Source organism: Pseudomonas sp. 5P_3.1_Bac2 (assembly GCF_025465995.1).
Classification (GTDB): domain Bacteria; phylum Pseudomonadota; class Gammaproteobacteria; order Pseudomonadales; family Pseudomonadaceae; genus Aquipseudomonas.
On sequence record NZ_JANLNY010000028.1, the window covers coordinates 229,723 to 256,634 of the forward strand.

The 26,912-nt window shown below is 60.6% G+C and carries 20 protein-coding genes and 1 tRNA gene; 17 read left to right on the forward strand and 4 right to left on the reverse strand.

The window, feature by feature from the left end; all coding sequences use genetic code 11:
* Nucleotides 1-201 precede the first annotated feature (201 nt).
* A tRNA-Arg gene (locus NTD81_RS18215) sits at nt 202-278 on the reverse strand.
* Nucleotides 279-613: 335 nt separating this feature from the next.
* Here NTD81_RS18215 and gabD point away from each other — a divergent pair.
* The 3 genes from gabD to NTD81_RS18230 all read left to right on the forward strand — a co-directional run bounded on the left by gabD (nt 614) and on the right by NTD81_RS18230 (nt 4,969).
* A complete protein-coding gene (gene gabD / locus NTD81_RS18220; RefSeq protein WP_262184146.1) occupies nt 614-2,062 on the forward strand; it encodes an NADP-dependent succinate-semialdehyde dehydrogenase in 1,449 nt (482 codons plus the stop codon).
* A gap of 227 nt (nt 2,063-2,289) precedes the next feature.
* Nucleotides 2,290-3,570, forward strand: coding sequence for a 4-aminobutyrate--2-oxoglutarate transaminase (gabT, locus tag NTD81_RS18225; RefSeq protein ID WP_262184147.1), 1,281 nt, complete (start codon nt 2,290-2,292; stop codon nt 3,568-3,570).
* A 175-nt stretch (nt 3,571-3,745) separates the two neighbouring features.
* Nucleotides 3,746-4,969 carry an HDOD domain-containing protein gene (locus tag NTD81_RS18230; protein ID WP_262184148.1) on the forward strand — a complete coding sequence of 408 codons (1,224 nt, stop codon included), beginning with the start codon at nt 3,746-3,748 and terminating at the stop codon, nt 4,967-4,969.
* 121 nt (nt 4,970-5,090) lie between these two features.
* Here NTD81_RS18230 and NTD81_RS18235 read toward each other — a convergent pair whose 3' ends face one another.
* The gene (locus NTD81_RS18235) at nt 5,091-5,981 is read right to left on the reverse strand and encodes a LysR family transcriptional regulator (protein WP_262184149.1); all 891 of its coding nucleotides are present in this window, start codon (nt 5,979-5,981) and stop codon (nt 5,091-5,093) included.
* Nucleotides 5,982-6,227: 246 nt separating this feature from the next.
* Here NTD81_RS18235 and NTD81_RS18240 point away from each other — a divergent pair, with 246 nt between their 5' ends.
* From NTD81_RS18240 to NTD81_RS18295, 12 genes are all read left to right on the forward strand, one after another.
* Complete coding sequence (locus tag NTD81_RS18240) at nt 6,228-7,070, forward strand: sugar phosphate isomerase/epimerase family protein (protein ID WP_262184150.1); 843 nt, start codon at nt 6,228-6,230, stop codon at nt 7,068-7,070.
* Nucleotides 7,071-7,078: 8 nt separating this feature from the next.
* Nucleotides 7,079-8,116: an isopenicillin N synthase family dioxygenase gene (locus tag NTD81_RS18245; RefSeq protein ID WP_262184151.1), complete on the forward strand. Its 1,038-nt coding sequence runs from the start codon at nt 7,079-7,081 to the stop codon at nt 8,114-8,116.
* 25 nt (nt 8,117-8,141) lie between these two features.
* Nucleotides 8,142-8,942, forward strand: coding sequence for an ABC transporter substrate-binding protein (locus NTD81_RS18250; protein ID WP_262184152.1), 801 nt, complete (start codon nt 8,142-8,144; stop codon nt 8,940-8,942).
* Nucleotides 8,943-8,999: 57 nt separating this feature from the next.
* Complete coding sequence (locus NTD81_RS18255; RefSeq protein WP_262184153.1) at nt 9,000-10,514, forward strand: amino acid ABC transporter permease/ATP-binding protein; 1,515 nt, start codon at nt 9,000-9,002, stop codon at nt 10,512-10,514.
* On the forward strand, nt 10,511-11,224 hold the full coding sequence (locus NTD81_RS18260; RefSeq protein WP_262184154.1) for a class II aldolase/adducin family protein: 714 nt from the start codon (nt 10,511-10,513) through the stop codon (nt 11,222-11,224). The genes NTD81_RS18255 and NTD81_RS18260 overlap by 4 nt, the downstream gene beginning before the upstream one ends.
* A 146-nt stretch (nt 11,225-11,370) precedes the next feature.
* Nucleotides 11,371-12,330, forward strand: a complete 960-nt coding sequence (gene speB, locus NTD81_RS18265; RefSeq protein ID WP_262184155.1) for an agmatinase — start codon at nt 11,371-11,373, stop codon at nt 12,328-12,330.
* 79 nt (nt 12,331-12,409) lie between these two features.
* On the forward strand, nt 12,410-13,924 hold the full coding sequence (locus tag NTD81_RS18270) for a purine-cytosine permease family protein (protein ID WP_262184156.1): 1,515 nt from the start codon (nt 12,410-12,412) through the stop codon (nt 13,922-13,924).
* Between the two features lie 71 nt (nt 13,925-13,995).
* Entirely contained in the window at nt 13,996-15,381 is a 1,386-nt protein-coding gene (locus NTD81_RS18275; protein WP_262184157.1) for a sodium:solute symporter, read from the forward strand.
* A 105-nt stretch (nt 15,382-15,486) separates the two neighbouring features.
* Nucleotides 15,487-16,059, forward strand: coding sequence for an HD domain-containing protein (locus tag NTD81_RS18280; RefSeq protein WP_262184158.1), 573 nt, complete (start codon nt 15,487-15,489; stop codon nt 16,057-16,059).
* Between the two features lie 5 nt (nt 16,060-16,064).
* Nucleotides 16,065-17,663, forward strand: a complete 1,599-nt coding sequence (locus tag NTD81_RS18285) for a 5-guanidino-2-oxopentanoate decarboxylase (protein WP_262184372.1) — start codon at nt 16,065-16,067, stop codon at nt 17,661-17,663.
* A gap of 332 nt (nt 17,664-17,995) precedes the next feature.
* Nucleotides 17,996-19,564, forward strand: coding sequence for a methyl-accepting chemotaxis protein (locus NTD81_RS18290; protein ID WP_262184159.1), 1,569 nt, complete (start codon nt 17,996-17,998; stop codon nt 19,562-19,564).
* 499 nt (nt 19,565-20,063) lie between these two features.
* The gene (locus tag NTD81_RS18295) at nt 20,064-21,377 is read left to right on the forward strand and encodes an NAD(P)/FAD-dependent oxidoreductase (protein ID WP_262184160.1); all 1,314 of its coding nucleotides are present in this window, start codon (nt 20,064-20,066) and stop codon (nt 21,375-21,377) included.
* Nucleotides 21,378-21,384: 7 nt separating this feature from the next.
* Here NTD81_RS18295 and NTD81_RS18300 read toward each other — a convergent pair whose 3' ends face one another.
* Complete coding sequence (locus tag NTD81_RS18300; RefSeq protein ID WP_262184161.1) at nt 21,385-23,349, reverse strand: alkaline phosphatase D family protein; 1,965 nt, start codon at nt 23,347-23,349, stop codon at nt 21,385-21,387.
* A 62-nt stretch (nt 23,350-23,411) separates the two neighbouring features.
* A complete protein-coding gene (locus NTD81_RS18305) occupies nt 23,412-24,095 on the reverse strand; it encodes a Crp/Fnr family transcriptional regulator (protein WP_262184162.1) in 684 nt (227 codons plus the stop codon).
* A gap of 89 nt (nt 24,096-24,184) precedes the next feature.
* Here NTD81_RS18305 and NTD81_RS18310 point away from each other — a divergent pair, with 89 nt between their 5' ends.
* Together NTD81_RS18310 and NTD81_RS18315 are read left to right on the forward strand one after the other, a co-directional pair.
* Nucleotides 24,185-24,709, forward strand: coding sequence for a DUF962 domain-containing protein (locus tag NTD81_RS18310; RefSeq protein ID WP_262184163.1), 525 nt, complete (start codon nt 24,185-24,187; stop codon nt 24,707-24,709).
* Nucleotides 24,710-25,499: 790 nt separating this feature from the next.
* Entirely contained in the window at nt 25,500-26,906 is a 1,407-nt protein-coding gene (locus NTD81_RS18315) for a serralysin family metalloprotease (RefSeq protein ID WP_262184164.1), read from the forward strand.
* Nucleotides 26,907-26,912 lie beyond the last annotated feature (6 nt).

Below are 26,912 nucleotides of genomic sequence, written 5' to 3' on the forward strand. Positions count from 1 at the left end.
GGGTTTTCGCGCAGCAGCGAGGCACGCCAACTGCTCAACCAGCCCAGTGCTGCGAATCCGGGACCTGACAGCGCCTAACCCGCTGAACCCAGCTGCTTATTGCGGGGTTACCAAGTCAGATCCGGCGCAAACAAAAAAGCCCGCACGGGGCGGGCTTTTCGGGGTGTTTCTACCTGTCTGGGACGGGTTAGAACAGCTATATGGCGCACCAGGCGGGATTCGAACCCACGACCCCTGCCTTCGGAGGGCAGTACTCTATCCAGCTGAGCTACTGGTGCAGCGCGGGGCGCAATCATACGCATGTCGTTGGCGGGCGTCCATGCATCTGCGGTGCTTGTTGCGAATTGGCCTGGTGGCACAGCGCAGCGCTTGGTAACAGCGAGTAATGTTAAATGGCCCGGCAATTACGTTAATTTTATCGAACAGACTATTGCCCTTTAGCCCTGTTATCCCTAGGATTCGTTTGAGATTTCAAACGCTTTTGAATCCACCTCAGAAGCGGTGCGCAGGCTCCGTATCCCGCCGCAGCCCTACGCCCGAGCACAATCATGCAGCTGCCCAGGCAGCCAATCATATGCACCGACGCCCTGGCGTCGGGATTTAGGAGACTGCAATGCAACTCAAAGACTCCCAGCTGTTCCGTCAGCAGGCCTATATCGATGGGCAGTGGTTGGACGCCGACGGTGGCCAGAGCATCAAGGTCAATAACCCTGCCACCGGTGAAATCATCGGCAGCGTGCCGAAGATGGGCACCGCTGAAACCCGCCGCGCCATCGAAGCGGCGGAAAAAGCCCTGCCGGGCTGGCGTGCCCTGACCGCCAAAGAACGCGCCAACAAGCTGCGTCGCTGGTTCGAGCTGATGATCGAGAACCAAGACGACCTGGCCCGCCTGATGACCATCGAGCAGGGCAAGCCCCTGAGCGAAGCCAAAGGCGAGATCACCTACGCTGCGTCGTTCCTGGAATGGTTCGCCGAAGAAGCCAAGCGCGTGTATGGCGATGTGATTCCTGGTCACCAGCCGGACAAACGCCTGATCGTGATGAAGCAGCCGATTGGTGTGACGGCCGCCATCACCCCGTGGAACTTCCCCTCGGCGATGATCACCCGTAAAGCGGGCCCGGCCCTGGCCGCAGGCTGCACCATGGTGCTCAAACCAGCTTCGCAAACCCCGTTCTCCGCTCTGGCTCTGGCTGAGCTGGCTGAGCGCGCGGGCATCCCTAAAGGCGTGTTCAGCGTCGTCACCGGCAGCGCCGGCGAAGTGGGCGGCGAGCTGACCAGCAACCCGATCGTGCGCAAGCTGAGCTTCACCGGCTCGACCGAAATCGGCCGCCAGCTGATGGCCGAGTGCGCCAAGGACATCAAGAAAGTCTCCCTGGAGCTGGGCGGTAACGCGCCGTTTATCGTGTTTGACGACGCCGATCTGGATAAAGCCGTCGAAGGCGCGCTGATCTCCAAGTACCGCAACAACGGCCAGACCTGCGTCTGCGCCAACCGTCTGTACGTGCAAGACGGCGTCTACGATGCCTTCGCCGAGAAGCTGGCCGCTGCGGTCGCCAAGCTGAAAATCGGTAACGGTCTGGAAGACGGCACCACCACTGGCCCGCTGATCGACGACAAAGCCGTGGCCAAAGTCCAGGAGCACATTGCCGATGCCCTGAGCAAAGGCGCCCGCCTGCTCGCTGGTGGTAAGCCACACAGCTTGGGTGGCAGCTTCTTCGAGCCAACCATTCTGGTCGACGTGCCGAAAACCGCCGCCGTGGCCAAAGAGGAAACCTTCGGCCCGCTGGCGCCGCTGTTCCGCTTTAAGGACGAGGCCGATGTGATCGCCATGTCCAACGACACCGAGTTCGGTCTGGCTTCGTACTTCTATGCCCGCGATCTGGGCCGTGTGTTCCGCGTGGCAGAAGCGCTGGAGTACGGTATGGTCGGCATCAACACCGGGTTGATCTCCAACGAAGTGGCGCCATTCGGCGGCGTTAAAGCTTCGGGTCTGGGCCGTGAAGGCTCCAAGTACGGTATCGACGACTACCTGGAAATCAAATACCTGTGCATGGGCATCTAAGCCTGCCAAGGATCGACTGAGCCTGGCTCAGTCGATTTACGCCAGCGCTACCCACGTATTCGCAACACCCCAGACGTGACCAACGAGCCGGAGCATCTGGGCAGGCAACACCCCAACCCGAACCTTGGGTGCCAGCAGGCCGCGGCGGCCGATCATCGCATACCGCCAAGGCCTGACTGGCACCACATCCTTAATCGACGCCGGCGATCCCGGCGAATGAGGAAGCTATGAGCAAGACCAACGAATCGTTGCTGCAACGTCGCCAAGCTGCTGTACCACGCGGTGTAGGCCAGATCCACCCGGTGGTCGCTGAGCGCGCCGAGAACTCCACCGTGTGGGACGTTGAAGGCCGCGAGTACATCGACTTCGCCGGCGGTATCGCCGTACTCAACACCGGTCACCTGCACCCCAAAGTAGTTGCCGCGGTGCAAGAGCAACTGACCAAGCTGAGCCACACCTGCTTCCAGGTTCTGGCCTATGAGCCTTACATCGAGCTGTGCGAAGAAATCGCTAAGCGCGTACCGGGCAACTTCGCCAAGAAAACCCTGCTGGTCACCTCCGGCTCGGAAGCGGTGGAAAACGCGGTAAAAATCGCCCGTGCCGCCACTGGCCGTGCCGGCGTGATCGCTTTCACCGGCGCGTACCACGGCCGCACCATGATGACCCTGTCGCTGACCGGCAAAGTGGTGCCGTACTCCGCTGGCATGGGCCTGATGCCAGCCGGTGTATACCGCGCCCAAGCACCGTGCCCGCTGCACGGCGTGAGTGAAGACGAGTCCATCGCCAGCATCGAGCGCATCTTCAAAAACGACGCGCAGCCAAGCGACATCGCTGCCATCATCATCGAGCCGGTGCAGGGCGAAGGTGGCTTCTACGTCAACTCGCCAGCCTTTATGCAGCGTCTGCGCGCCCTGTGCGACCAACACGGCATCCTGCTGATCGCTGACGAAGTGCAAACAGGTGCGGGCCGTACCGGTACCTTCTTCGCCACCGAACAACTGGGCATCGTTCCGGACCTGACCACCTTCGCCAAATCCGTGGGCGGCGGCTTCCCGATCTCCGGCGTCAGCGGTAAAGCTGAGCTGATGGACGCCATCGCTCCAGGCGGCCTGGGCGGCACCTATGCCGGTAGCCCACTCGCTTGCGCCGCGGCCCTGGCCGTGCTGAAAGTGTTCGATGAAGAAAACCTGCTGGCACGCTCCAACGAAGTGGGCGCCAAGCTCAAAGCCGGCCTCAACGCCATCGCCGCCAAGCACAAAACGATTGGTGAAGTACGTGGTCTGGGTTCGATGATTGCCATCGAGCTGTTCGAAGGCGGCGACGTGCACAAGCCAGCCGCCGAGCTGGTTGGCAAGATCGTCACGCGCGCTCGCGAGAAGGGCCTGATCCTGCTGTCGTGCGGCACCTACTACAACGTGATCCGCTTCCTGATGCCAGTCACCATTCCAGACGCACAACTGGAAAAAGGCATCGCCATCGTCGCCGAGTGCTTCGACGAACTGGCTTAAGCCTTAGGGCTTCAAGGCTAGGCAAAGGACCCGCTGCGGCGGGTCTTTTGTTATCGACAGGAAAAACCGAAAGGATTGTCTAACATCAAGCCCGCCAGCCGCCGCTGTCCGTTAGAATATTCAGCTGTCCTATTTTTTCGCGCACGGAGGCGCAACGCTGCAACCTGAGGTTTTGATGACTGTCACGGCTATGGCTGCGGAGATTCTGATCGCCGACGCTGACCCCAACACTGCCGATTTGCTTAGCCAGCTCGTGCTTGAGATCCGCCCTGAGGCCCAGGTTCATCGCCGCAGTGATGGCGACTCGGCCCTGCGTCTGTGCCAGCAACAAGAGTTAACCCTGATCATCGCCGACAGCGATTTGCCCGGCCTCGATGGCCTCGAATTACTGCGCCAGTTACGCCGTCTGCCGAGCACCGCTGAGCAAGCCTATGTGCTGCTCAGCAACCGCCTGGACGCTGCCAGCGTGCGCGCCGCCGTTGCGCTGAAACCCAGTGCTTACCTGGCTAAACCGATCCAAAACGGCCCTCTGCGTAAACGCCTGGCCGACATCCTCAGCCAAGCCGAGCAGACGCGCAGGCAGGTGCCGGCGAGCAACCTGCGCAGCTTGGACGACCATCTGCTGACTGCGCGCCATGACGGCCTGGGCGCGCCGCTGCTGGATGCCGTGCGCGACGCCGTGCAGCAATGCATGCACAGCGAGAAACCCGACCTGCGTGAGCTGGCGCAAAGCTACGGGCGCGACCCGCAGATCACCGCCTGCCTGATCGCCGCCGCGAACAGCGCCGCCCATCACCAAGGCACGCCTTGCCAAACCCTGGCTCAGGCTTTGCCACGCCTGGGACACGGCCGTGCCCTGAACCTGGTGCTCGGTTTAGCGGTACAGCGCAATACCCAACTCAGCGATCCGCGTCTGGCCGAGCTGGCGCAACACACCTGGCAGGCCGCGCAACAAGCCGCCGAGCTGGCCCATTGGCTGGGCCTGCGCCTGCGCGTGGATGCCGAGCTGTGCTACACCGCCGGCCTGCTGCACAACATTGGCGAGCTGGCGTTGCTGCGCAGTTTGCAAAGCTGGCAAGACGCCGGCGGCGTTCTCAACGATGAGCGCTTGCAACAACACTTTGTCCAATCGGCCGCGTCGTTCGGCTCGGCGCTGCGCATCCATTGGCGTCTGCCGCTGGGCCTGCGCGAACCGATTGCCGGGTTTTATCAATTGGGCAGCGGGGTGTTTTCCCGTGAGGCGCTGGTGCTTAACTTGACTGGCTGCGTACTACGCCTGCCCGCTGACAAGCCGCTCAGGCAGTTGCAAGACGAGCGCTGCGTGCGCTTGCTGCGCCTGCCTGGCAACCTGCTGGAAGAGATTCCCAGACCAGCTCGGGAATCCGCCGCAGCGCAGTAAGCAGGCGCCGGGCGCTCGCCAGAGGCTGACGTTAGCCGATAGCCCCTAAGGGAAGCCACCCTCAACCACAGACCCGCCTGGCTAATCGACGGCCTTGCGCCCTCGTCCCAGCCCAGTGCCGCTAGTTATTCAGCTGGATTTTTAACAGGTCGCGAAACGCCTGAATCAGCGGCTCACGGGCACGGCCCCGGCGCAGAATCAGGGAGAACGGCGCCTGATAACCGAAGGTCGCTGGCAGCAGTACGCGCAGGCGCTGCTGATCGACCCAAGGCTGGGCGTAGTGCTCGGGCAGGTAGCCGATATAGGCACCGGACAGCACCAGAATCAGCTGCGCCTCCATGGAGTCCACCGTCGCCGCGCTGTGTTTAAAACCATGGCGGGCCAGCTCCGCCTGGCTCCAGTAACCACGGCCGACCATGCGCTGCTGGGTGATGACCTCCGCCGGGATACGCCGCGCGCTGTACAGCGAATGGCGCTCACTGCAATACAGCCAATGCTGCTCGCGGTACAGCGGCTGATAAACCAAGCCGTTCATGCGCGTGGAGAAGGCGCCGATGGCCACGTCCAGGCGGTTATCCAACACCGCCAGTTGCAGCTCGTAAGGGCTTAGCACTGAGAGGTGCATATGCACCGCCGGATACTCTTCGCTGTATGCACCGATCACCTCGGCCAGGGGCAGGGCCGGGTCGCTCACCACCGAGTCGAGCACGCCCAAGTTGAGGGTGCCGCGTAACTCGCCTTTAAGCGCCGCCGAGTAGCGCTCAAAGCTTTCCATTTCGCCAACTAAACGCAGGGTCTCCTGATAAAACAGCTCACCCTTGCTGGTCAGGCTAAAGCCGCCACGGCCACGATGACAGAGGACGATACCCAGCTGGTTTTCCAACTGGCTCATGTAAGTGCTGATCGCTGAAGTGGACAGATTCAGCTCTTGCTGCGCAGCCGCAAAGCCCTGGTGGCGGACCACAGCAACGAAGATGCGCAGTAATTTCAGATCTGGAAAAGCAAAAGACATAGCTAAAACCCGCAATAGGCGCACCAGTTTACCCGCGCCGAAGCACGTAAGCATCAGGCTGTAGCGCTTAGTTCAGATTTTTCTGAACTAAGTATTTGCTCCAGACCATTTACCGCCAGCCCAGGGAACTCTAAAAATTCGTTCACATTAAAACGAGACGCCGGCTGTTAACGAGCGTCATCTGAGTGGTCACGCATCACTCCTTTGCAATCTGCCGCAGACCTTCGACCTGTAAAGGAGATGGCCATGCGACTGGAACTCTTTCGTACTCTCTGGGGCTACCGCGCAACCTGGCAACAAGCAGTGGATGAACTGCTGGCTGCAGGTTTTGACGGCCTGGAAGCACGTGTCCCGGAAACATCCGCCCAACGCAGCGCCAATGCCCGCCTGTTACGCGAGCAAGGCGTGAATTATATCGCCACCGTTTTTACCTCCACCCCGGTTTTGCCCAGGCAGACCGACACGCCGCAGATGCACCTCGACGATCTGGTGCGCAAGCTGGATTGGGCTGCGCAACTGGCGCCGCAAAAAATCAACATCCTCGCCGGCAATGATCGCTGGGGCTTAAGCGAGCAAGTCGATTTCTTCGCCCGCGCCGTGGAAATCGCCAAGGCCAGCGGCCAGACCTGCTGCTTTGAAATTCACCGCGGCCGTTCGCTGTACAGCCCTTGGGTGACCCTCGATGTGCTGCGCCAAGTGGCCGAGCTGCGCCTGACCAGTGATATCAGCCACTGGGTGGTGACCTGCGAGCGCCTGCTGAACGATCCCGCCGACGACCTCTCGGCCTTTATCGAGCGGGTGGACCATATCCAGGCCCGCGTCGGTTACGACCAAGGCCCGCAAGTGCCCCATCCCGGTGCACCGGAATACGCCGAAGCCCTGCAATTTCACCAACAACACTGGGAAAAAATCTGGGCCAGCCAAGAGCGCCGCGGCTTTGCCGTGACCAGCATGACGCCAGAGTTCGGTCCGGACGGATATTTGCATCACCTGCCTTACACCGATGTGCCAGTCGCCGATTTGTGGGGCCTGAACAAGTGGATGGCGACCTGTGAGCGCCAGCACTTCCATCGTTTTAGCAGTCGTTGAGAATGTCTATGAACAACTCGAAAACCTTTACCAAAATCCCCGTGGTGGATATCAGCGGCTTGTTTAGCAGCCAGCTGGCGGAGCGCCAGGCCGTGGCGGCCGAGCTGGGCAAGGCCGCCCGCGAAGTGGGCTTTTTGTATATCAGCGGCCACGGCATCGAGCAGAGCCTGATCGAGGGTCTGCATCAGGCCGCCGAGAATTATTTCGCCCAGGATATGGACGCGAAAATGGCCCATTACATCGGCGCCTCGGAGAGCCACAAAGGCTACGTGCCGGAAGGCGAGGAGCGCTACGCCAAGGGCAAGCCGGATCGCAAAGAAGCCTTCGATATCGGCTTTGAAGTGCCGCGCGACAACCCGCTGTTTGTGGCCGGCACGCCACTGTTGGGGCCGAACAACTGGCCCGCGCTGCCGGGCTTCAAAGAGGCGGTGCAAGCCTACTACGCGCGGGTCTATCAACTCGGCCAACGCCTGTTCCAGGGCTTTGCCCTGGCCTTGGGGGTGGAAGAACACACCTTCGATGACATGGCTCAGTTCCCGCCGTCCAAGCTGCGCCTGATCCACTACCCCTACGATGGCGACGCCCACGATGCACCGGGCATTGGCGCCCATACCGACTACGAGTGCTTCACCATTTTGCTGGCTGATCAGCCGGGCCTGGAGGTGATGAACGACCTCGGCCAGTGGATCGACGCGCCGCCGGTGGAAGGCGCCTTTGTGGTGAATATCGGCGACATGCTGGAGGTCATGAGCGGCGGTACGTTCGTCGCCACCTCGCACCGGGTGCGCAAGGTCGGCCAAGAGCGTTATTCGTTTCCGTACTTCTACGCCTGCGACTACCACACGCAAATCCGCCCGCTGCCGCAGTTCGCTGAGAGTGGCCAGGAATACGCGGCCATCAGCATTGGCGAGCACATGTGGAGCCAGGCGCTACAGACCTACCAATACCTCAAAGATCGCGTCGCCGCAGGCCAACTGCAACTGCCCGAGCAGGCGCGTAAGCCATCCAGTTTTGGTCACCTGAAACATCAACCCAGCGCGCTGTAATTCACAGTCTTAGGAGATAACAACAATGAAAGTTAAACCCGTGATGCGTGTGACTGCCTTGGCCGCTTGCGCCTTGGCCGGCCTGTTGCAACTGGCCAACGCGGCTGAAGTGAAAACCATCAACAGCGGTGAGCTGAAGGTCGGCATGGAAGTGTCCTATCCACCGTTCGAGTACTACGAGGGCGATAAAGTCGTCGGCTTCGACCCTGAGGTTTCCACTGCCTTGGCCAAGCGTTTGGGCCTGAGCATGAGTGTGCTCGACACGCGCTTCCCCAACCTGATCCTGGGCCTGAACGCCAACCGCTTCGACACCATTATCTCGGGCATGTACATCCTCCCCGAGCGCCTTGAGCAGAGCGATGCCATCCCTTACGCCGCCACCGGTGCAGCGATCATGGTGCGCAGCGATGCCAGCGTAAAACCGAGCACGGCGGAAGAACTGTGCGGCCTCGCCGTGGGCCTGCAACAGGGCACGTCGTGGATCAAGAAACTCAATGATCTGTCCGCGGATTACTGCGCCGCCAACGGCAAACAGCCGGTCACCGTCAACGAGTACCCGACCACCTCCGAAGCCTCGCAAGCCATGCTCTCCGGGCATATCCAGGCGCATCTGGAAATCGACGCGGCGTCCAAGCTGATCGTCGAAAAATCCCGTGGCCGTATTGAGATCAGCTCCAAGGGTTCGATCTACCCGCAAGTGCTGGGCATCTATGTGAAGAAGGGCAACCAGCAACTGCTCGACGCCCTGCAAAAGGCCTTGGATGAGTTCAAAGCCAGCGGCGAATACACCGAGCTGTTGAAGAAATACAACCTGGAAGAAGCCTAAACAGGCCGGTAATGGCGACCATGGAAGGTCGCCTCAGTGGTTAATGAGGTGACGCGTATGCAATTCGAATGGAGCTATTTCTTTTCCCTGTTCAGCATGCCGGCGTTTTGGGCCGCCAGCTGGACAGTGATCAAGCTCAGCAGCCTGGCCTGGCTGATCGGCATGGTTCTGGGCTTTGCCCTGGCCAATGCCAAACAAGCCAGCAGCCGCTGGTACCGTGCGCCGGCCTCGGTCTATGTGTGGTTTTTCCGCAGCGTACCGCTGTTGGTGCTGCTGATCTTTGTCTACAACCTGCCGCAACTGCTGCCTGCCAGCGGGGCGCTGTTATCCAACCCGTTTTATGCCGGTCTGCTCGCCTTGGTGCTGACCGAAGCGGCCTATATGGCTGAGATTCATCGTGGCGGCTTGCTCGCCGTGGCCAAGGGCCAACGTGAGGCGGCCCGCGCCTTGGGTATTCGCACCCTGGGCATGCAACGGCTGATCGTGGTGCCACAAGCGCTGCGCATTGCCTTGCCGACCTTAACCAACGAATACGTGACCATCGTCAAACTGACCTCGCTGGTGTCGGTGATTGCCCTCACCGAACTGTTGATGGTCGGCCAGCGCCTGTATGCACAAAACTTCCTGGTCCTGGAAACCCTGGGCGCCGTGGCCATCTATTACGTGCTGATCGTCAGCCTGTTTGGCTGGGGCTTGCAGTACCTGGAGCGCTACCTGGATATCAGCCGGCGCAACGCCCAGACCTTAGATGAAAGCCTGCTCGGCGCTCTACGTAAAAGCCTGCCCGCCGTGCGCCGTCACCCGCACACCGAACAAGCCGGAGCCCCGGATGCCCTGCGTTTGTTTGGCGTGGAAAAAAGCTACGGCAACCACCACGTGCTCAAGGGCATCGACCTGCGTGTACGCCGCGGTGAAGTGCTGTCGATCATTGGCCCGTCGGGTTCCGGCAAAACTTCGCTGATCCGCACCATCAATGGGCTGGAGACTATTGATAAGGGCGAGATCGTGCTGTTTGGCGAGGACTTTATCCAAGCCGGCGACCGCCCGGATAACCGCCGCCAGCGCGCCGGCATCCTGCGCATTGGCATGGTGTTTCAGAACTTCAACCTGTTCCCCCATCGCACCATCGCCGACAACATTATCTTGGCCCCGCAGTACCACGGCTTGAGCGACCGCCACAGCCTGCGCCAGCAAGCCCTGGCGCTGCTGGATAAGGTCGGCTTGCTGGCACATGCCGACAAGTACCCGCACCAACTCTCCGGCGGCCAGCAACAGCGCGTGGCGATTGCCCGGGCGCTGGCCATGCAGCCGGACATCATGCTCTTCGATGAACCAACCTCGGCACTCGACCCGGAGCTGGTCGGCGACGTGCTCAATGTGATCCGCGATCTGGCCCGCGAAGGCATGACCATGCTGATCGTCACCCACGAAATGGACTTCGCCATGTCGATCTCTGACCGCGTGGTGTTTATGGAAAACGGTCACGTCCAACTCGACGCCTCACCGGCCCAAATTCGTGACGGTGAACATGAGCGCGTGCGCCGCTTTATCGGTCTGGAGAACCCCGCATGAGTGAGCTCAAAGAGCTGCGCCGCGACCTTGCCGCGGCCTATCGCCTGGCCGCCTTGTTCGGCTGGGACGACACCCTCTACACCCACTTCTCGGTGCGTTTACCGGGGGACGAGCCGCGTTTTCTGATCAACCCCTTCGGCTTGTTTTTCGAGGAAGTGCGCGCCAGCGATTTGATCGTGGTGGACATGCACGGCAAGGTGCTGGAGGGCAACGCCGACTACAACGTCGCCGGCTTTACCATCCACAGTGCCGTGCACATGGCCCGTGACGATGCCCACTGCGTGATCCACACCCATACCCTCGCCGGAATGGCGGTGGCGGCGCAGGATGAGGGCCTGCTGCAACTGAATCAGATCAGCACCGAGTTCTATCAGCGCGTCGGCTATCACCCTTACGAGGGCGTGGCGCTGGACTTGCAAGAGCGCCAGCGCATCCAGCAATCGTTAGCCAACAACATCGCCCTGATCCTGCGCCACCATGGCTTGCTCAGCGTCGGCGCTAGCGTCGCCGATGCCTTCTACGTGATGTACTACCTCAACCGCGCCTGTGAGATTCAACTCGCCGCCAGCGCCCTTAAAACCAGCCAGATTCCAGGCCATTTAAGTCAGCACGCCTGCGAGCAATTACAAGGCGCCGAAGGCCAACGCCAGCTGTTATGGCAGGCCTGGCTACGCAAATTAGACCGCTTGGACCCCAGCTACCGCGACTGATGACAGCGGGCGCAAGCCGCTTAAATCGCGGCTTTCGCCCTAAGTTTAGAAAAACATGAAGTAAGTATTTGCCCCGGCAGATTCTATCTGCCGGCGCGGCTGACCAAGATCTCCCTTTACAACCATAACGACCGTGAGCCCTTCCCATGGACAAGATCCTGCACCAACCCCTGGGTGGCAATGAAATGCCCCGCTTTGGCGGTATCGCCACCATGCTGCGTTTACCGCACATCCAAAGCCCCGAAGAGAAACGCAAGCTCGATGTCGGCTTTGTCGGCATTCCCCTGGATATCGGCACCTCGCTGCGCTCCGGCACGCGTTTCGGCCCGCGCGAGATTCGCGCCCAGTCGGTCATGATCCGCCCGTACAACATGGCCACCGGCGCGGCGCCCTTCGACTCGCTGAACGTGGCCGATATCGGTGACGTGGCGATCAACACCTTCAACCTGCTCGACGCCGTGCGCATCATCGAAGAGGCCTACGACGAGATCCTAGACTTCGGCATCACCCCCCTGACCTTAGGCGGCGACCACACGGTGACCCTGCCGATTCTGCGGGCGATGAAGAAGAAGTATGGCAAGGTTGGCCTGGTCCATATCGATGCCCACGCCGATGTGAACGACCATATGTTTGGCGAGAAAATCGCCCACGGCACCACCTTCCGCCGCGCCGTCGAAGAAGACCTGCTGGACTGCGACCGCGTGGTGCAGATTGGCCTGCGCGCCCAGGGCTACACCGCCGAAGACTTCAACTGGAGCCGCAAGCAAGGCTTCCGCGTGGTGCAGGCCGAAGAATGCTGGCACAAATCCCTCGATGCCCTGATGGCCGAAGTGCGCGAGCGCGTGCAAGGCGGCCCGGTGTACCTGTCGTTTGATATCGACGGCATCGACCCCGCTTGGGCACCCGGTACCGGTACCCCGGAAATCGGCGGCCTGACCACCATCCAGGCCATGGAAATCATCCGTGGTTGCGCGGGCCTGGATTTGATCGGCGGCGACTTGGTGGAAGTCTCGCCGCCCTACGACACCACGGGCAACACCTCGCTGTTGGGCGCCAACTTGCTGTTTGAAATGCTCTGCGTGCTGCCTGGGGTGCAGAAGCGTTAAGTCAGAACAATCCTCAATAAAAATAATAAATCGTCCGCCCTGCTCAGCCATTAGGGCGGACGGTTAGGGAGTGAGCAGAATGCGTGAGAATGATAAAAATCCGGCGCAGAGCTTGATTGAAAGCTTCGGCGTTGAGGAGATCCCGGCCCAGGAACGGCACGCAAAACCCCTTGATCTATTCCGCCTGATTTTCGGCGGCGCCAATACCTTTTCCACCGCCGTACTGGGTAGTTTCCCGGTACTGTTCGGCCTGTCGTTTCAGGCCGGTTTAGCGGCGATTTTGCTCGGCGTTTTCGTCGGGGCATTAATCCTCGCGCCCATGGGCATCTTCGGTGCGCTTAACGGCACCAACAACGCGGTCAGCTCCAGCGCCCACTTCGGTGTGCACGGGCGCATCGTTGGCTCGTTCCTGTCGCTGCTCACCGCCGTGGCATTCTTCTCGCTGTCGGTGTGGAGCTCCGGTGATGCCTTGGTGGGCGGCGCGCACCGGCTGATTGGCCTGGATGAAAACAACCTGAGTCTGGGCCTGGCCTACGGCCTGTTCGCCGCCCTGGTGCTGGTGGTGTGCATCTATGGCTTCCGCTTTATGTTGTGGGTCAACAAGATCGCCGTGATCTGCGCCAGCGCCCTGTTTTTGCTGGGTATTGCCGCCTTCGTAGGGCCATTCGACTTCGCCTATGCCGGCAGCCTCGGGATGGACGACGCCGGCTTCTGGGCGAGCTTCTTGGGCGCCGCGCTGATCGCCATGAGCAACCCGGTGTCGTTCGGCGCGTTCTTGGGCGACTGGTCGCGCTATATCCCTAAGCAAACCTCCAAGCTGCGCATCATGACCGCGGTGTTCGCCGCGCAAGTGGCGACGCTGATTCCGTTTATCTTCGGCCTGGCCACCGCCACCATCGTCGCCGTGCAAGCGCCGCAGTACATCGAGCAGAACAACTATGTCGGCGGTCTGCTGAGCATCGCCCCGAGCTGGTACTTCCTGCCGGTGTGCTTGCTCGCGGTGATCGGCGGCATGTCCACCGGCACCACCGCGCTGTATGGCACGGGCCTCGATATGTCGAGCATGTTCCCGCGCTTGCTCAGCCGCGTGCAGGCCACCGTGCTGATCGGCATTGCCGCCATCGCCTTTATCTTTATCGGCCGCTTCGTGGCGGATTTGGTGCAGAGCGTGTCGACCTTCGCCGTGCTGATCGTCACCTGCACCACGCCGTGGATCATGATCATGATCATTGGCCTGCTCGACCGTCGTGGTCATTACAGCGGCCACGATCTGCAAGCCTTCAGCCGGGGTGAGCGCGGCGGCATTTACTGGTTCAGCCATGGCTGGAACTGGCGCGCGATGAGCGCCTGGATTCCCAGTGCGGCGGTGGGTCTGTGCTTCGTCAATCTGCCGGGCCAGTTTGTCGGCACCTTCGGTGAGCTGGCCGGTGGTATCGATATCAGCCTGCCGCTGACCTTGGGTCTGGCCTGTCTGCTGTATCTGGCGCTGCTGCGTCTGTTCCCGGAACCCGCCGCCGTCTTCGGGCCGAAGGGTGCGCTGTGGTCCAGCCCGGCGGCGCCAGCGAGCGTGAAAACAGTCGGTAAGACTGCCTGAGGTAAGCGTGTTGGAGTGCCTTCAGCGCACTCCAGCACGGGTGTTACAACAACTATAAAAGGTGTACTGGTATGACTCTTGATCTGCTTGTAGTGCTGATTTACGTAGCGGCGATGCTACTCATTGGTGTGTACAGTTTTCGGCGGGCGAAAACCCAGGAAGACTACTTGGTGGCCGGGCGTAACTTAGGCCCAGGTTTCTACTTGGGCACCATGGCCGCCACCGTCTTGGGCGGCGCCTCGACCATCGGCAGCGTGCGCTTGGGCTATGTCCACGGCATCTCCGGATTCTGGCTGTGCGCGGCGCTGGGCGTGGGCATTATCGGCATCAGTCTGTGCCTCGCCAAACCGCTGCTGAAGCTGAAAATCTTCACTGTCACCCAGGTTTTGGAGCGCCGTTATAACGCGACGACTCGCCACTCCAGCGCCCTGATCATGCTGGTCTACGGCCTGATGCTGGCCGCCACTTCGGTGATCGGTATCGGCACCGTGATGCAGGTGCTGTTCGGCATGCCATTCTGGGTCGCAGTACTGATTGGCGGCGGCATTGTCGTGGCCTACTCGACCATCGGCGGCATGTGGTCGCTGACCCTGACCGACATCGTGCAGTTCTTGATCATGACCATCGGCCTGGTCTTCGTGCTGATGCCCATGTCGCTCAGCGATGCCGGCGGCTGGGATGCGCTGGTGGCCAAGCTACCCGCCAGTTATTTCGATGTCACCGCCATTGGCTGGGACACCATCATCACCTACTTCCTGATCTACTTCTTCGGCATCTTTATCGGCCAAGACATCTGGCAGCGCGTGTTCACTGCCCGCAGCAGCGGCGTCGCCCGCGTCGCCGGCTCGGCGGCGGGCATCTACTGCGTGCTCTATGGTCTGGCCATGGCCGTGATCGGTATGACCGCCAAGGTGCTGCTGCCGGAGCTGGATAACGTCAACAACGCCTTCGCCAGCATCGTGCAAACCACGCTGCCGGACGGTATCCGCGGTCTGGTGATCGCCGCCGCACTGGCCGCCCTGATGTCCACCGCCAGCGCAGGCCTCTTGGCCGCCTCGACCACGGCCGCGCAGGACATTTGGCCGCTGTTCAAAGGCCAATCCGGCAGCAACAGCGACGCCCACGTTAACCGTCTGTTCACCTTCCTCCTCGGCGCCCTGGTGCTGCTGATCGCCCTGTTGGTCAGCGATGTGATCAGCGCCCTGACTATGGCCTATAACTTATTGGTCGGCGGCATGCTCATCCCTCTGCTGGGCGCCATCTACTGGAAGCGCGCCAGCACAGCCGGCGCCATCAGCAGCATGCTGCTGGGCAGCCTGACGGCGGTGATCTTTATGCTTAAGGACGGTCTGGATGCCAACACGCCGATCTACTACAGCCTGGCGGTAGCCGCCGTCAGCTTTGTGCTGATCAGCCTGTGCAGCGGCCGTAGCGTGCAAGTGGTACAAGCGCAGTAACAGTGACAGGCACCGTCTTAATGACGGTGCCTTTAGCGGCGGTTTTGCCTTACGCGAAACCACCGCTAAAGGCACCCAGGTCATACCTGTATCAGGGAGACACACATGAGCAAAGCTGGCTTTACCCGCATCGACCACAGCACGGCCGAAGACTGGCAACTGATCATGGCCCATGACCAGCAATACCTGCGCGAGCTGCCCGAACACCTGCTGCGCGCGCTGGCAAAAATGGGCGAGGGCGAGCAGCCGTATCAGGTCACGCGCCTGGAACATTGCCTGCAAAGCGCCAGCCGCGCCGAACAGGCCGGCGCCGATGAGGAGATGATCGTCGCCGCGCTGCTGCACGATGTCGGCGATGAGCTGGCGCTGTTTGATCACGCCCAGTTTGCCGCGGCCATCCTCAAGCCGTTTGTCACACCCCGCACCCATTGGATCGTACAGCATCACGATATCTTCCAGGGCCATTACTACTGGCAACACCTAGGCCTAGACACCGATGCCCGCGAGCAGTTTCGCGGCCACCCCTGGTTCGACGCCTGTGAGGCTTTTTGCCGCGACTGGGACTGTCCGTCTTTCGACCCGGCGTACTCAAGCCCCGCCTTAGAACACTTCGCGCCGATGCTGCGGCGCATCTTCGCCCGCCCGCCTTTTAGTCTTCAGGAGACACCCGCCCCATGAGCACAATGACCTGCGGTGAATTTCTGGTGAAACAACTCGAAGCCTGGGGCACCGACACCGTGTTCGGTATCCCCGGCGTGCATACCGTGGAGCTGTATCGCGGTTTGCCAGCCAGCCGTATTCGCCATATCACCCCGCGCCACGAGCAGGGCGCCGGCTTTATGGCCGACGGTTACGCGCGCGTCTCGGGCAAGCCGGGGGTGTGCTTTATCATCACCGGCCCGGGCATGACCAATATCCTCACCGCCATGGGCCAGGCCTACGCCGACTCGATCCCCATGCTGGTGATCTCCAGCGTTAACGAGCGTGAGCGTCTGGGCTTGGGCAAGGGCTACCTGCATGAGCTGCCCAACCAACGCGCAATGGTCGCCGGCGTCAGCGCCTTCAGCCACACCCTGATGAGCGTCGAGGAGCTGCCCAGTGTGCTGGCCCGCGCCTATGCCGTGTTCGATAGCGAGCGGCCACGGCCGGTGCATATCGAACTGCCACTGGACATTATCACCGCCGACGCCAGCCATATGCAGCTGGTGAACAAACCTCAGGTGCTGCGCCCGGCGCCCAATCGCACCCTGATCCGTGAAGCCCTGGGCCTGCTGCGCAGCGCCGAGGGACCGCTGTTGCTGCTCGGCGGCGGCTGTGTCGGCGCCCAGGCCGAAGCCCGCAGTTTGGCCGCGGCCTTGGACACGCCCACCGCACTGACCATCAACGCCAAGGGCCTGTTGCCAGCGGGCCATCCGTTGCTGCTGGGCAGTAACCAGTCGCTCGAACCGGTGCGCGCCATGGCCCTGGAGGCCGACGTGGTGCTGGCCATCGGCACCGAGCTGGGCGAGACCGATTACGACGTGGTGTTTGATGGCAACTTCAAGCTGCCGGGGCGGCTGATTCGCATCGATATCGACAGCCAGCAATTGCAGCGCAACTTTATCCCGCACCTGGCCATTCAGGGTGATGCGCGCCTGGCCATGCGCATGTTGTTGGCCGAGCTTAACCCGGGTGAAGCCAGCGCCAGCAGCCCCGGCGCCCAGCGCTGCGCCGCCGTACAAAGGCAACTGGCCGAAGGCTTTAGCGGTTGGGGCCACTACCGCCAGCTGTTCGAGTGCATCCTTACAGCGCTGCCCGAGGCGCGCTTTGTCGGCGACTCCACGCAAACCGTGTACAGCGGCAACCACTTGGTTGAGCTGGACGGCGAGCGCCGCTGGTTTAACTCCTCCACCGGCTACGGCACCTTGGGTTACGGCTTGCCGGCCGCCATTGGCGCCAAACTGGCCGAGCCGAGTCGCCCGGTGATCAGCCTGATGGGCGACGGCGGCTTGCAGTTCACCTTGCCCGAGCTGGCCAGCGCGGTGGAGGCGGGGGTGGGCATCATCGTGCTGCTGTGGAACAACAGCGGCTACGGCGAAATCAAGCGCTATATGCAGCGCCGCGACATCACCCCCATCGGCGTGGATATCTATACCCCGGATCTGCTCGCCATCGCCCGTGGCTTTGGCTGCGTGGCCGAGCGCGCCCGCGATCACGCGCATTTGGCGCAGCTGTTGGCCAGCGCCCCGCATGACCGGCCGCTACTGATTGAAGTGTGCGAAGCCGCGCCCTTTCATCCTTAAACCTCGCGGCCCATGGCGGCGTCCTAACTCCAGCGCGGCGCAGCCGGGGGCGCCACGGCCACGGCAAAACACTTAGGTACTAAGGCCCCCCGACCAAAGTGCCATAGCCCCCCGGTGCCGTGGGGTGCTCGAATTCAGCCTCCATTCCAGGTTGGCCGCAGAGAGCATCACCCGCTATGGTCTATAGAATCTCCGAACGCGGCCGATTGCCTAGCCAGGCAATCGATTCCGCACGCTCGCCAGTTACCGGCAGTCACGCTTCGTCATTACCTCACTCAGGTATGGGGCGTACCGCTGGTCAATCGGGTAAAACAACAATAATGAGGTTCGTGATGCGCTCTGCTTTTGTGTCATCACCCATCGCCTGTTTGCTGCACACGGCCGGCCTGATCGGTTTGCTGGTGCTCTACCAACAGGTGCAGGTGCCTTGGTATATCAGCGTCAGTTCGCTGTTGCTGCTGGGCCTATGGCCGTGGCTGGGGCCGTGGCAACGGCCCGAACACGAGACAGTGGCGCCAACCGCTGCGGATCAGTCGTTTAGTCAGCTGAGCCAAACCCTGTCGCGTCATACCACGCAAAACGCCCTGGCTGCCGCCCAAGTGGCCCACGCCGCCGGGCAGTTAAGCGGGCGCCTGCATTCGCAGCTCAGCGCTACCGAGCAAATCAACCAGGCCGCCGAGGCCATCACCCACACCGAGCAAGACAACGCCCAGCGCGCCACCCAGACCCTGCAGGCGGCCCACAGCGTGCGCGCCAATAGCCGCAGCGGGCAGCAGCAGCTGCGCGAAGCCATCCAGGCCATGCAGCAGCTCAGCGCCCAGACCGCCACCAGCCGCGAGCTGATCGATGGCTTAAGCAGCCGCACCGAGCAGATCGAGAAAGTCACCCAGGTGATCCAATCCATCGCCAGCCAAACCAACCTGCTGGCGCTCAATGCCGCCATTGAGGCCGCCCGCGCCGGTGATCTGGGCCGTGGCTTTGCGGTGGTGGCCGACGAGGTGCGTAACCTCGCCGGACGCACCAGCAGCGCCACCGAGGAAGTCGGCCAGATCGTCACCGATATCCGCCAGCAGAGCAGTGCCGTGGTGGTGCATATGCAGCAGCAGGCCGAGCAACTGACCCAAGCGGCTGCCCAGGTCGAGTACACCGGCGAACAACTGCACGGCATCGCCAGCCTGGCCGAGGATGTGGCCGAGCAGGTCGGCCAGATCGACAGCGGCACCCGCTACAACCACGAGCGTCTGGCCGAGCTGTCGGTAGCGGTGGGGCAACTGCGTGGCGATGTCAGCGACAGCGAAGCGCAGACCCGCCAACTGAGCCAAGCCGCCGAACGATTGGTGGGCCTGGCGGAAAGTGTCAGCGAGCAGTTATCCACAGTCGGTTTAGACGATTATCACCAGCGCATTTATGACCTGGCCCGACAAGGCGCGGCGGCGATTGGGGATAAGTTTGCCAACGACATCAGCAGTGGCCGCATCAGCTTGAATGACCTGTTCGACCGCAACTTTCAGCCCATCGCCAATAGCTTCCCGGCGAAGTACAAAACCCGTTTCGATGCTTATGCCGATCAGGTTCTGCCCAGCCTGCAAGAGCCGCTACTGAGTCAGCACGAAGGCCTGGTATTCGCCATTGCCACCACCGCCGAAGGCTATGTGCCAACCCATAACAACGCGTTTAACCATCCGCCTACCGGCGACCGCACCGTGGACACCGCGCGCAGCCGCAGTAAGCGCCTGTTTAATGATCGCACCGGCCTGCGCTGTGGCAGCCACCAGCAGGCGCTGCTGTTGCAAACCTATATGCGCGATACCGGCGAGCTGATGCACGACCTGTCGGTGCCGATCTTTGTCCAAGGCCGGCACTGGGGTGGCCTGCGCTTGGGCTACAAGCCAGAGCCCTAAGTCCTCACGGGGAATTTCGTACTCCTGTGCATAGTTCCGGACGGGGGCTATGCGCAGTCTGGCCCCCTTCGCACGGTGGACAGATTGACGGTCAAACCAGCGCCTCCACACAGCGCAAAGCCCGGCGCTAGAGCAGCTCACCACACCGCCCGGTGGATAACTTTGCACCGTCTTGCGGGTTAAGGCTCAGCTAAAACTGTCGATCAATTGTTTAGTCAGCGCTTAACCAAGCATGCGAAAAATACAATTTATGCCGCACTAAGCCTGTGTGAATCTGCCCAACATGCGTACTCCTGTGCCGCTGTTGCCCACCCCGCCAAGCGCCTCACGTCCCCGTGAGCGACTGCGCTGTGCCGGGTTAAACGGCAATGTGCTGCGGCGCAGCATCCTGGCCTTTTGGTCCCTCTGGCATTGCCGCCACGCCCGCCCTCCAGACGCTTGCGCCGCTGCTTAAGCTGCTGCCACACCCACAATAAAATTCTGCGATCAGGAACCGCCTATGAACGCCGCGATAAAACCCGTGACGCCCGCTGCCGAGCGCAGCCCGTCGTACTACAGCTCCAGCCTTAACTACGAAACCGCCTACCCAACGCTGCAAGGCACGGTTGAGGTGGATATCGCCGTGATCGGTGGCGGGTTTACCGGCATTGCCAGCGCGGTGGAACTGGCTGAGCGCGGCTACAAAGTGGCGCTGGTGGAAACCCATAAAGTCGGCTGGGGCGCCAGTGGCCGTAACGGCGGCCAGGTCACCGGCAGCCTCTCCGGTGACGGCGCCATGCGCAAGCAAATGCAGCAGTGGCTGGGCAGCGACGTGGATGATTTCATCTGGAACCTGCGCTTTCGCGGCCACGAGATCATCAAGCAACGTGTAGCCAAATACGGCATCCAGTGCGACCTCAAATTCGGTCACCTGCACGCCGCCATGAAGCCGTCCCATATGGACGAACTGCGCGCGTCCTATGACGAAGCCCTAGCGCGTGGCATGGCTGATGAAGTCAGCCTGCTCGATGCCGCCGGCGTGCGCGAGCACCTGCAGAGCGACCTGTACTGTGGGGCGATCAAAAACCTGCGCAACATGCACCTGCACCCGCTCAACCTGTGCTTGGGTGAAGCCCAGGCGCTGACCAGCCTGGGCGGGCTGATCTTCGAGCACTCCGAAGTGCTCGACATCATCCACGGCGCCCAGCCAGCCGTGGTCACCGCCCAGGGCCGGGTCAATGCCAAGCAGATCCTGCTCGCGGGCGACGTGTATCACAAGCTCGAACGCAAACAGCTCAAGGGCATGATCTTCCCGGCCATGGGCGGCATCGTCACCACCGCGCCACTGGGCGAGCTAGCCCAGCAGATCAACCCGCAAGACTTGGCCGTGTATGACTGCCGCTTTGTGCTCGACTACTACCGCATGACCGGCGATGGCCGCCTGCTGTTCGGTGGCGGCGCCAACTACTCCGGGCGCGATTCGCGGGATATCGCCGGCGAGCTGCGGCCCTGCATCGAACGCACCTTCCCGGCACTCAAGGGCGTGCCGATCGACTACCAGTGGAGCTGCGCCATGGGCATCGTGATGAACCGCATCCCGCAGCTGGGCAAGCTGTCGGATAACGTCTGGTACTGCCAGGGCTACTCGGGCCATGGCGTCGCCACCAGCCACATCATGGGGGAAATCATGGCCACGGCGCTGACTGGCGACCTAGAGAAATTCGACACCTTCGCCCGCTGTAAGCATGTGAAGGTGCCGCTGGGTGATGTGTTCGGCAACCCGATGCTGGCGGCCGGCATGTGGTACTACCAGATGCTGGAAAAGCTGCGCTAAGCCTGGCTTATGCGCCAGGGTTTGGCTGGACTAGCTCAGCCTCGGCGCTGGCCTCCCGCTCAAGGCCAAAACTGACCCGTGGCGAGCCGTCGGCATTGAGCTGATAGATCGCCCGCGGCAGGCCCTGCTCATCGAAGTACACCTGGCCCAACCCCGCACTGTTCCACAGCCGTTCGCCAGACTGGCTGCGCGACGGCACCAAGGGCGTGACCTGCATGGCGCGGCGGCGGGTTAGCCAGTTGAGCGGCGACCAGGGCGCATACAGCCAACGGTTGAGGCGGTCGAACCAATCCAGCAGGCGCTTGGGGAATTGGTTTTTCACCCCACTGCTGGTGATCTGCCAAATATGCGGGCCGTGTTTGCGCTGACGGATCAGCACCTCATACACAAACGAGTAATGCACGTCGCCGGAGAGGATCACGTAGTGCCCCGGCGTGCGTGAATGGCGGAAGATATTCAGCATCACCTGCGCCGCGCCACGGTGTGCCATCCAGTTTTCCGCATCGACCATCAGCGGTTGGCCGGCCCAGGTGAAGATCCGCTGCACCGTCTCAATCAACTTCACGCCAAACATCGGCGCCGGCGACACAATGATTGCCGAGGGGTGATCGAGCAGCGCTTGCTGAAACTCACACAAAGCCTCCCAATCCATCAAACCTGAGGGCTCACGCAGCTTGTGCTCGCTGCGCCAACGGCGCGTGCGGGTATCCAGCACCACCAGTGCCGGCTGGGTGGGCAGCACGTAGTGCCAGTGGTGAAAGCTGAACAGTCGGTTGATCAGCTCGTCTTGCTGGGCGCAGGGCAAATGGTTGGTGCTATCACGGGCATCGAGCATGTTGCCGACCTGCGCCACCAGCTCGGTGAATAACTGCGGCTGGTTACCCCAGCCTTGGCACAGCATGTAGGCAAGCAGCGCGTTGCCAATGATGCGCTTGGAAAACGGATGGCCGTAGGCGGTGAGCTCCCACTGTGCGCTGAGGTTCCAGTCGTCAGTGACATCATGGTCGTCAAAAATCATCAACGTCGGCAGATGCGCCAGCGCCCGAGCCACCTGTGCCAGGCCTGCACGAAAGTCGGTAACCGGCCCCAGCTCCTGCTGATAACGCGTCAGCTCATCCGGCGGCAGCTCAGGCAAGCTGTCATCCAATAGGGTCCAGGGTGTGGGCGACCACACCAACAGGTACATGGCCAACATCTCGGCGCAGGTCACCAAGTGGTTGTCGGCACTGTTGCTGGTAAAAATCGGCTTCTTTACCCCAGCAAAAAACCGTTTATGCACCCCTTGGTTGCTCGGCGTTTCGGGCAACAGTTCGGTGCGCTGGTAGTAGCTGGCCGGGTGCTGATACAGCTCCGTGCTGTCGTCCACAATGCTGCCTTGCAGGTACTCGCCAAACAGCCCCAGGCGCTCGATTAACTGGTGAATGGCGCGCAACATCGGCCCGGCCACATCGTCGGCATACACCTGATCGCCACTGAGCATCAGCAAGGCCGGACGCTGTTCAGGGCGATGAGGCTCCGCCAACAGTTGATCGGCGCACAACATGCCATCGGGCGCACTGTAGTGTGGCTTGCGGCACGAGCCATGGAGCAGGTGATCCAAGCGCTCACGCAGGACAAAATTGGCCCTCTGCGCATCGCCATACAGCAGATGGGGGCCCCACTGTTTAATCCCCTGTGCAGCCTGGCCAGGCTGCTCAAGCAGCAGGTCGTAATCGATCTGCACGTCATAGGGCAGGGGCTCATCGAGGGCCACATCGATCAGGTGGATAAAGGCCCGCTCACCGATCTGCAGCACTTGGCAACGCTCGCCCAGCAAAGGGTACTGCTGCTCCTGAGCGGCCACGGCCAGATGCAGATTGAGGGTTAACCGTTGACTGCCCACCAGCCAAATCACCAAGCGCTGCGGCTGGATTAAGCGCAGCAGCGGGCCAACCAACACTAAGGGTAAAGCGGAGCAAGCAGGAGTGGACATCGGCGCATCAGTCTCTAAAGTTGGCACTGGCAGTAGAACGTCAGTCAGGGGTGTGGGTTCAGTCAGTCGGCCGCGTGTTGCAGGCGGGCAAAATCAAGAATCTCAATTTCGCCGTAATTCAACCGCAGGATGCCAAGGCTCTCCAGCTCTTTGAGGATTTGGTTAGTGGTCTGCCGCGACAGGGCCAACATCAACGCCAGTTGCTCTTGGGGCAATTGCAAGAGCGAACGCGACGCGCCTTCACCATACTGATCAGCAATGGCCAGCAGCCTTCGGGCCAAGCGCGGCGCCGCTGGCAGCAGGCTTAAATCCTCCAGATAAGCAAAGCTCTGCCTGAGTTTGTGACTCATCAGCAGGGCGAAATCGCGCCAATACTGGGGCTGCTCAGTGAGCAGAGCATGCAAGCGGCTTTCGCTGACCAACAGCAAGGTACTGGGACTATCGGCAAACACATCATGGGTGCGCGGCAGGCCGTCAAACAGGGCGATCTCACCAAACCACTGCGGCGCCTCCACCCGCGCCAGCAGCGACTCTTTGCCCGCAGCCGTCACCGCGCCGACACGCACACCGCCCTCCACCACGGCGTACACCCCCAAGGCTTTATCGCCACGGCGAAACAACACCTGACCAGCGCTAAGCAGCTGCACCTGCGCCGCCTCCAATAAAGCCTGTTGTAAGTCCGCGGACAGGCCAGCAAACCAATTACCCTGGGCCAGCAGGCTGTGGAAGCCTAACGCGCTGTTCATTCGCTCACTCCAGTTTGTCGGCTAGGCGACAGAACCTGGCAAGCAACCCCGGCCATGCTCAATCACCCGTCCCGCCTGAGATAATAATTATGCAAACTCTGGTCGATCATCTGAGTAACTACGCCACTTACCACCGCGATCAACGCAATATCCTCAGCCACTTTATCGGCATCCCGCTGATTGTGGTCGCCGTGGCCGTTTTACTATCGCGCCCAGGCCTGAGTTTAGCCGGCCTGTGGCTATCACCAGCGACCTTGCTGGTGATAGCCACTAGCGCGTTCTATCTGTGTCTGGATATGCGCTTTGGCTTGCTCATGAGCCTGCTGCTGAGCCTGTGCTTGTGGCCCGGCGCGGTGCTGGCAGCCTCTAGCCAAAGCCTATGGCTGGCTAGTGGCATCGGTCTGTTTGTCGTCGGCTGGATTATTCAGTTTATCGGTCATTACTACGAAGGGCGCAAACCTGCCTTTGTTGATGACCTGATTGGCTTGGCCATCGGCCCACTGTTTGTGGTGGCCGAAGCAGTGTTTCTGCTCGGCCTGCGCAAAGAGGTGGAACACGCCGTGGTCAAACGCGCCGGTCCGGTGTGCCTAAACCCCCACAAAGCGGCCGCCTAAGCCCTCTATGCAGTGGTCAGGCCCAGGCTTCTGGGTCTGACCAAGCGCAGTTCCTTGCAGGGCGCTGCACAGGTCTAAAAGAACGCTCGACCAGCCATTACGCACAGCCACAGCCACAGCCACAGCCACAGCCACAGCCACACAGCGTGGGATAAATACTTGTAACGTAACTGCAATTAATTAAATACGCCTACAAACATAAAACCCTACAACCTGCCACCTAAACAGCCCCCTTCTAAAAACTCACGCCAGAAGCCCCCACAAAAATATCTACACAACATACAAAGTAATATTTCAACCACTAGACATTTACCAAGCAAACAATACCAGTACGCATTTCAAGAACATTGAAATTCGCAAATAAATTAAAAAATCTAAATTGATCAAATCCTAGAATATCCCCTAAGCGCTTACCGGCTGCCTGTTAGTGGCTTACATCACAGCGCATCTTAGCAAGCCACTTGGCCCTATGGCGCAGAGCTAGGAGGCTAGGTGTCCTAAGACCACTATAAATGGCCAAAATTGCTGCACAGATTAAACTTAGCTAGCTATTAAAAATCCGTAAAAAGTAGCTTAACAAACCAACAACAGCGCAATAAAACACTTAACCGACTATATATTAAATCCTAAACTTTTATATTCACTTATATTTTATTAAAGCGCGCCGTAAAAATAGACAAATGTAACTATTCCATGGCAGCTTAATTCCTGACCTAACCGGGTCTAACTTTGTTATTACCCACAAGGTAATGACATCAACAATAAGTATTTGCGTCATGAGGATAGGGATATGCCTACTAACGCTCTTGCATTAAAACCCAGCAGTGATGCCTACCAACAAGTGCTCAATTTCTTCAACCTACATACCCGTGGTAACGGCTTAACGCTCAACGGTAAACCCTCCTACGACAGCGACGCTGCTGCCGCCCAGATTACCCGCAGCCACACTGCCTGGCCCATCGACGGCAAAGGTGTGGCGACCATCAGCTACGCCTTCCTTGATGCCCCCAACAGCTATTTCAACAGCTACAACCTAGGCACCTTCAGCCGCTTCAACGAGCAGCAAAAAGCGCAAACGCTGCTGTCCCTGCAATCGTGGGAAGACATCGCCAATATTGACTTCGTCCAGGCTGCATCGCCCCGTACCGCAGGCATCACCTTCGGGGTCTACAGCAATTCCATCGGCGGCGCGGCCTTTGCCGATAACTTCCCGAACCGCCAAGGCGTGATCGAACATTCAGAGATCTGGCTGCTGAATGAAGCCTCGAACAACTACCCGACCCTGGGCGGCTATGGTCGCCTGACCATCACCCACGAAATCGGTCACGCCTTGGGTCTAAGCCACCCCGGCAACTACAACGCGGGGCAAGGTGCGCCCACCTATAGCAACGCCACCTATGGCGAGGACACTCGCGGCTTTTCCTCGATGAGTTATTGGGGCGAGCAGTACACCGGCCACGACTTCAAAGGCGCCTATGCGGCTGCACCGCTTCTCGACGACATTACTGCGCTGCAAAGCCTGTATGGCGCCAACACCGCCACCCGCACCGGGGACACGGTGTACGGCTTTAACTCCAACAGCGGACGCGACTTCTACAGCGCCACCTCGGCCAGCAGCAAACTGGTGTTTGCCGTTTGGGACGGCGGCGGCAACGACACCCTGGATTTTTCAGGCTACAGCCAAGGGCAAAAGATCAACCTCAGTGCCGGCAGTTTCTCTGATGTCGGCGGCCTGCTCGGCAACGTCTCTATCGCCCATGGCGTGAGTGTAGAAAACGCATTTGGCGGCGCCGGTGATGACCTGCTGATCGGTAACAGCGCGGCGAATCTGCTACGCGGCGGTGGCGGTAACGACATTCTCTACGGCGGCTTAGGAGCCGATCAGTTAAGTGGCGGCGGCGGGCGAGACATTTTTGTCTACGCCGATATCGCCGAATCTCGGGCCACCGCCGCGGACCGCATCCTCGACTTCACCAGCGGCCAGGACAAAATCGACCTTACCGGCATCGCCGCTTTCGTCAACGGCCTCACTCTGCAGTACGTCAGCGCGTTTAGCGGCGTAGTCGGCCAAGCCATCCTCGGTTACGACGCGCCCAGCAATACCGGCCGCCTCACCATCGACTTCAGCGGCAAGTCTCAGCCCGACTTCGTCATCAATCTGATTGGCCAGGCCACCCAGGCCGATATCTTGGCTTAACCTGTG

Bases quoted from the DNA above. Each gene is read 5' to 3' on its own strand.
- gabD (WP_262184146.1), top strand. From the start codon at position 614: ATGCAACTCAAAGACTCCCAGCTGTTCCGTCAGCAGGCCTATATCGAT.
- gabT (WP_262184147.1), top strand. From the start codon at position 2,290: ATGAGCAAGACCAACGAATCGTTGCTGCAACGTCGCCAAGCTGCTGTA.
- NTD81_RS18230 (WP_262184148.1), top strand. From the start codon at position 3,746: ATGACTGTCACGGCTATGGCTGCGGAGATTCTGATCGCCGACGCTGAC.
- NTD81_RS18235 (WP_262184149.1), bottom strand. From the start codon at position 5,981: ATGTCTTTTGCTTTTCCAGATCTGAAATTACTGCGCATCTTCGTTGCT.
- NTD81_RS18240 (WP_262184150.1), top strand. From the start codon at position 6,228: ATGCGACTGGAACTCTTTCGTACTCTCTGGGGCTACCGCGCAACCTGG.
- NTD81_RS18245 (WP_262184151.1), top strand. From the start codon at position 7,079: ATGAACAACTCGAAAACCTTTACCAAAATCCCCGTGGTGGATATCAGC.
- NTD81_RS18250 (WP_262184152.1), top strand. From the start codon at position 8,142: ATGAAAGTTAAACCCGTGATGCGTGTGACTGCCTTGGCCGCTTGCGCC.
- NTD81_RS18255 (WP_262184153.1), top strand. From the start codon at position 9,000: ATGCAATTCGAATGGAGCTATTTCTTTTCCCTGTTCAGCATGCCGGCG.
- NTD81_RS18260 (WP_262184154.1), top strand. From the start codon at position 10,511: ATGAGTGAGCTCAAAGAGCTGCGCCGCGACCTTGCCGCGGCCTATCGC.
- speB (WP_262184155.1), top strand. From the start codon at position 11,371: ATGGACAAGATCCTGCACCAACCCCTGGGTGGCAATGAAATGCCCCGC.
- NTD81_RS18270 (WP_262184156.1), top strand. From the start codon at position 12,410: ATGCGTGAGAATGATAAAAATCCGGCGCAGAGCTTGATTGAAAGCTTC.
- NTD81_RS18275 (WP_262184157.1), top strand. From the start codon at position 13,996: ATGACTCTTGATCTGCTTGTAGTGCTGATTTACGTAGCGGCGATGCTA.
- NTD81_RS18280 (WP_262184158.1), top strand. From the start codon at position 15,487: ATGAGCAAAGCTGGCTTTACCCGCATCGACCACAGCACGGCCGAAGAC.
- NTD81_RS18285 (WP_262184372.1), top strand. From the start codon at position 16,065: ATGACCTGCGGTGAATTTCTGGTGAAACAACTCGAAGCCTGGGGCACC.
- NTD81_RS18290 (WP_262184159.1), top strand. From the start codon at position 17,996: ATGCGCTCTGCTTTTGTGTCATCACCCATCGCCTGTTTGCTGCACACG.
- NTD81_RS18295 (WP_262184160.1), top strand. From the start codon at position 20,064: ATGAACGCCGCGATAAAACCCGTGACGCCCGCTGCCGAGCGCAGCCCG.
- NTD81_RS18300 (WP_262184161.1), bottom strand. From the start codon at position 23,349: ATGTCCACTCCTGCTTGCTCCGCTTTACCCTTAGTGTTGGTTGGCCCG.
- NTD81_RS18305 (WP_262184162.1), bottom strand. From the start codon at position 24,095: ATGAACAGCGCGTTAGGCTTCCACAGCCTGCTGGCCCAGGGTAATTGG.
- NTD81_RS18310 (WP_262184163.1), top strand. From the start codon at position 24,185: ATGCAAACTCTGGTCGATCATCTGAGTAACTACGCCACTTACCACCGC.
- NTD81_RS18315 (WP_262184164.1), top strand. From the start codon at position 25,500: ATGCCTACTAACGCTCTTGCATTAAAACCCAGCAGTGATGCCTACCAA.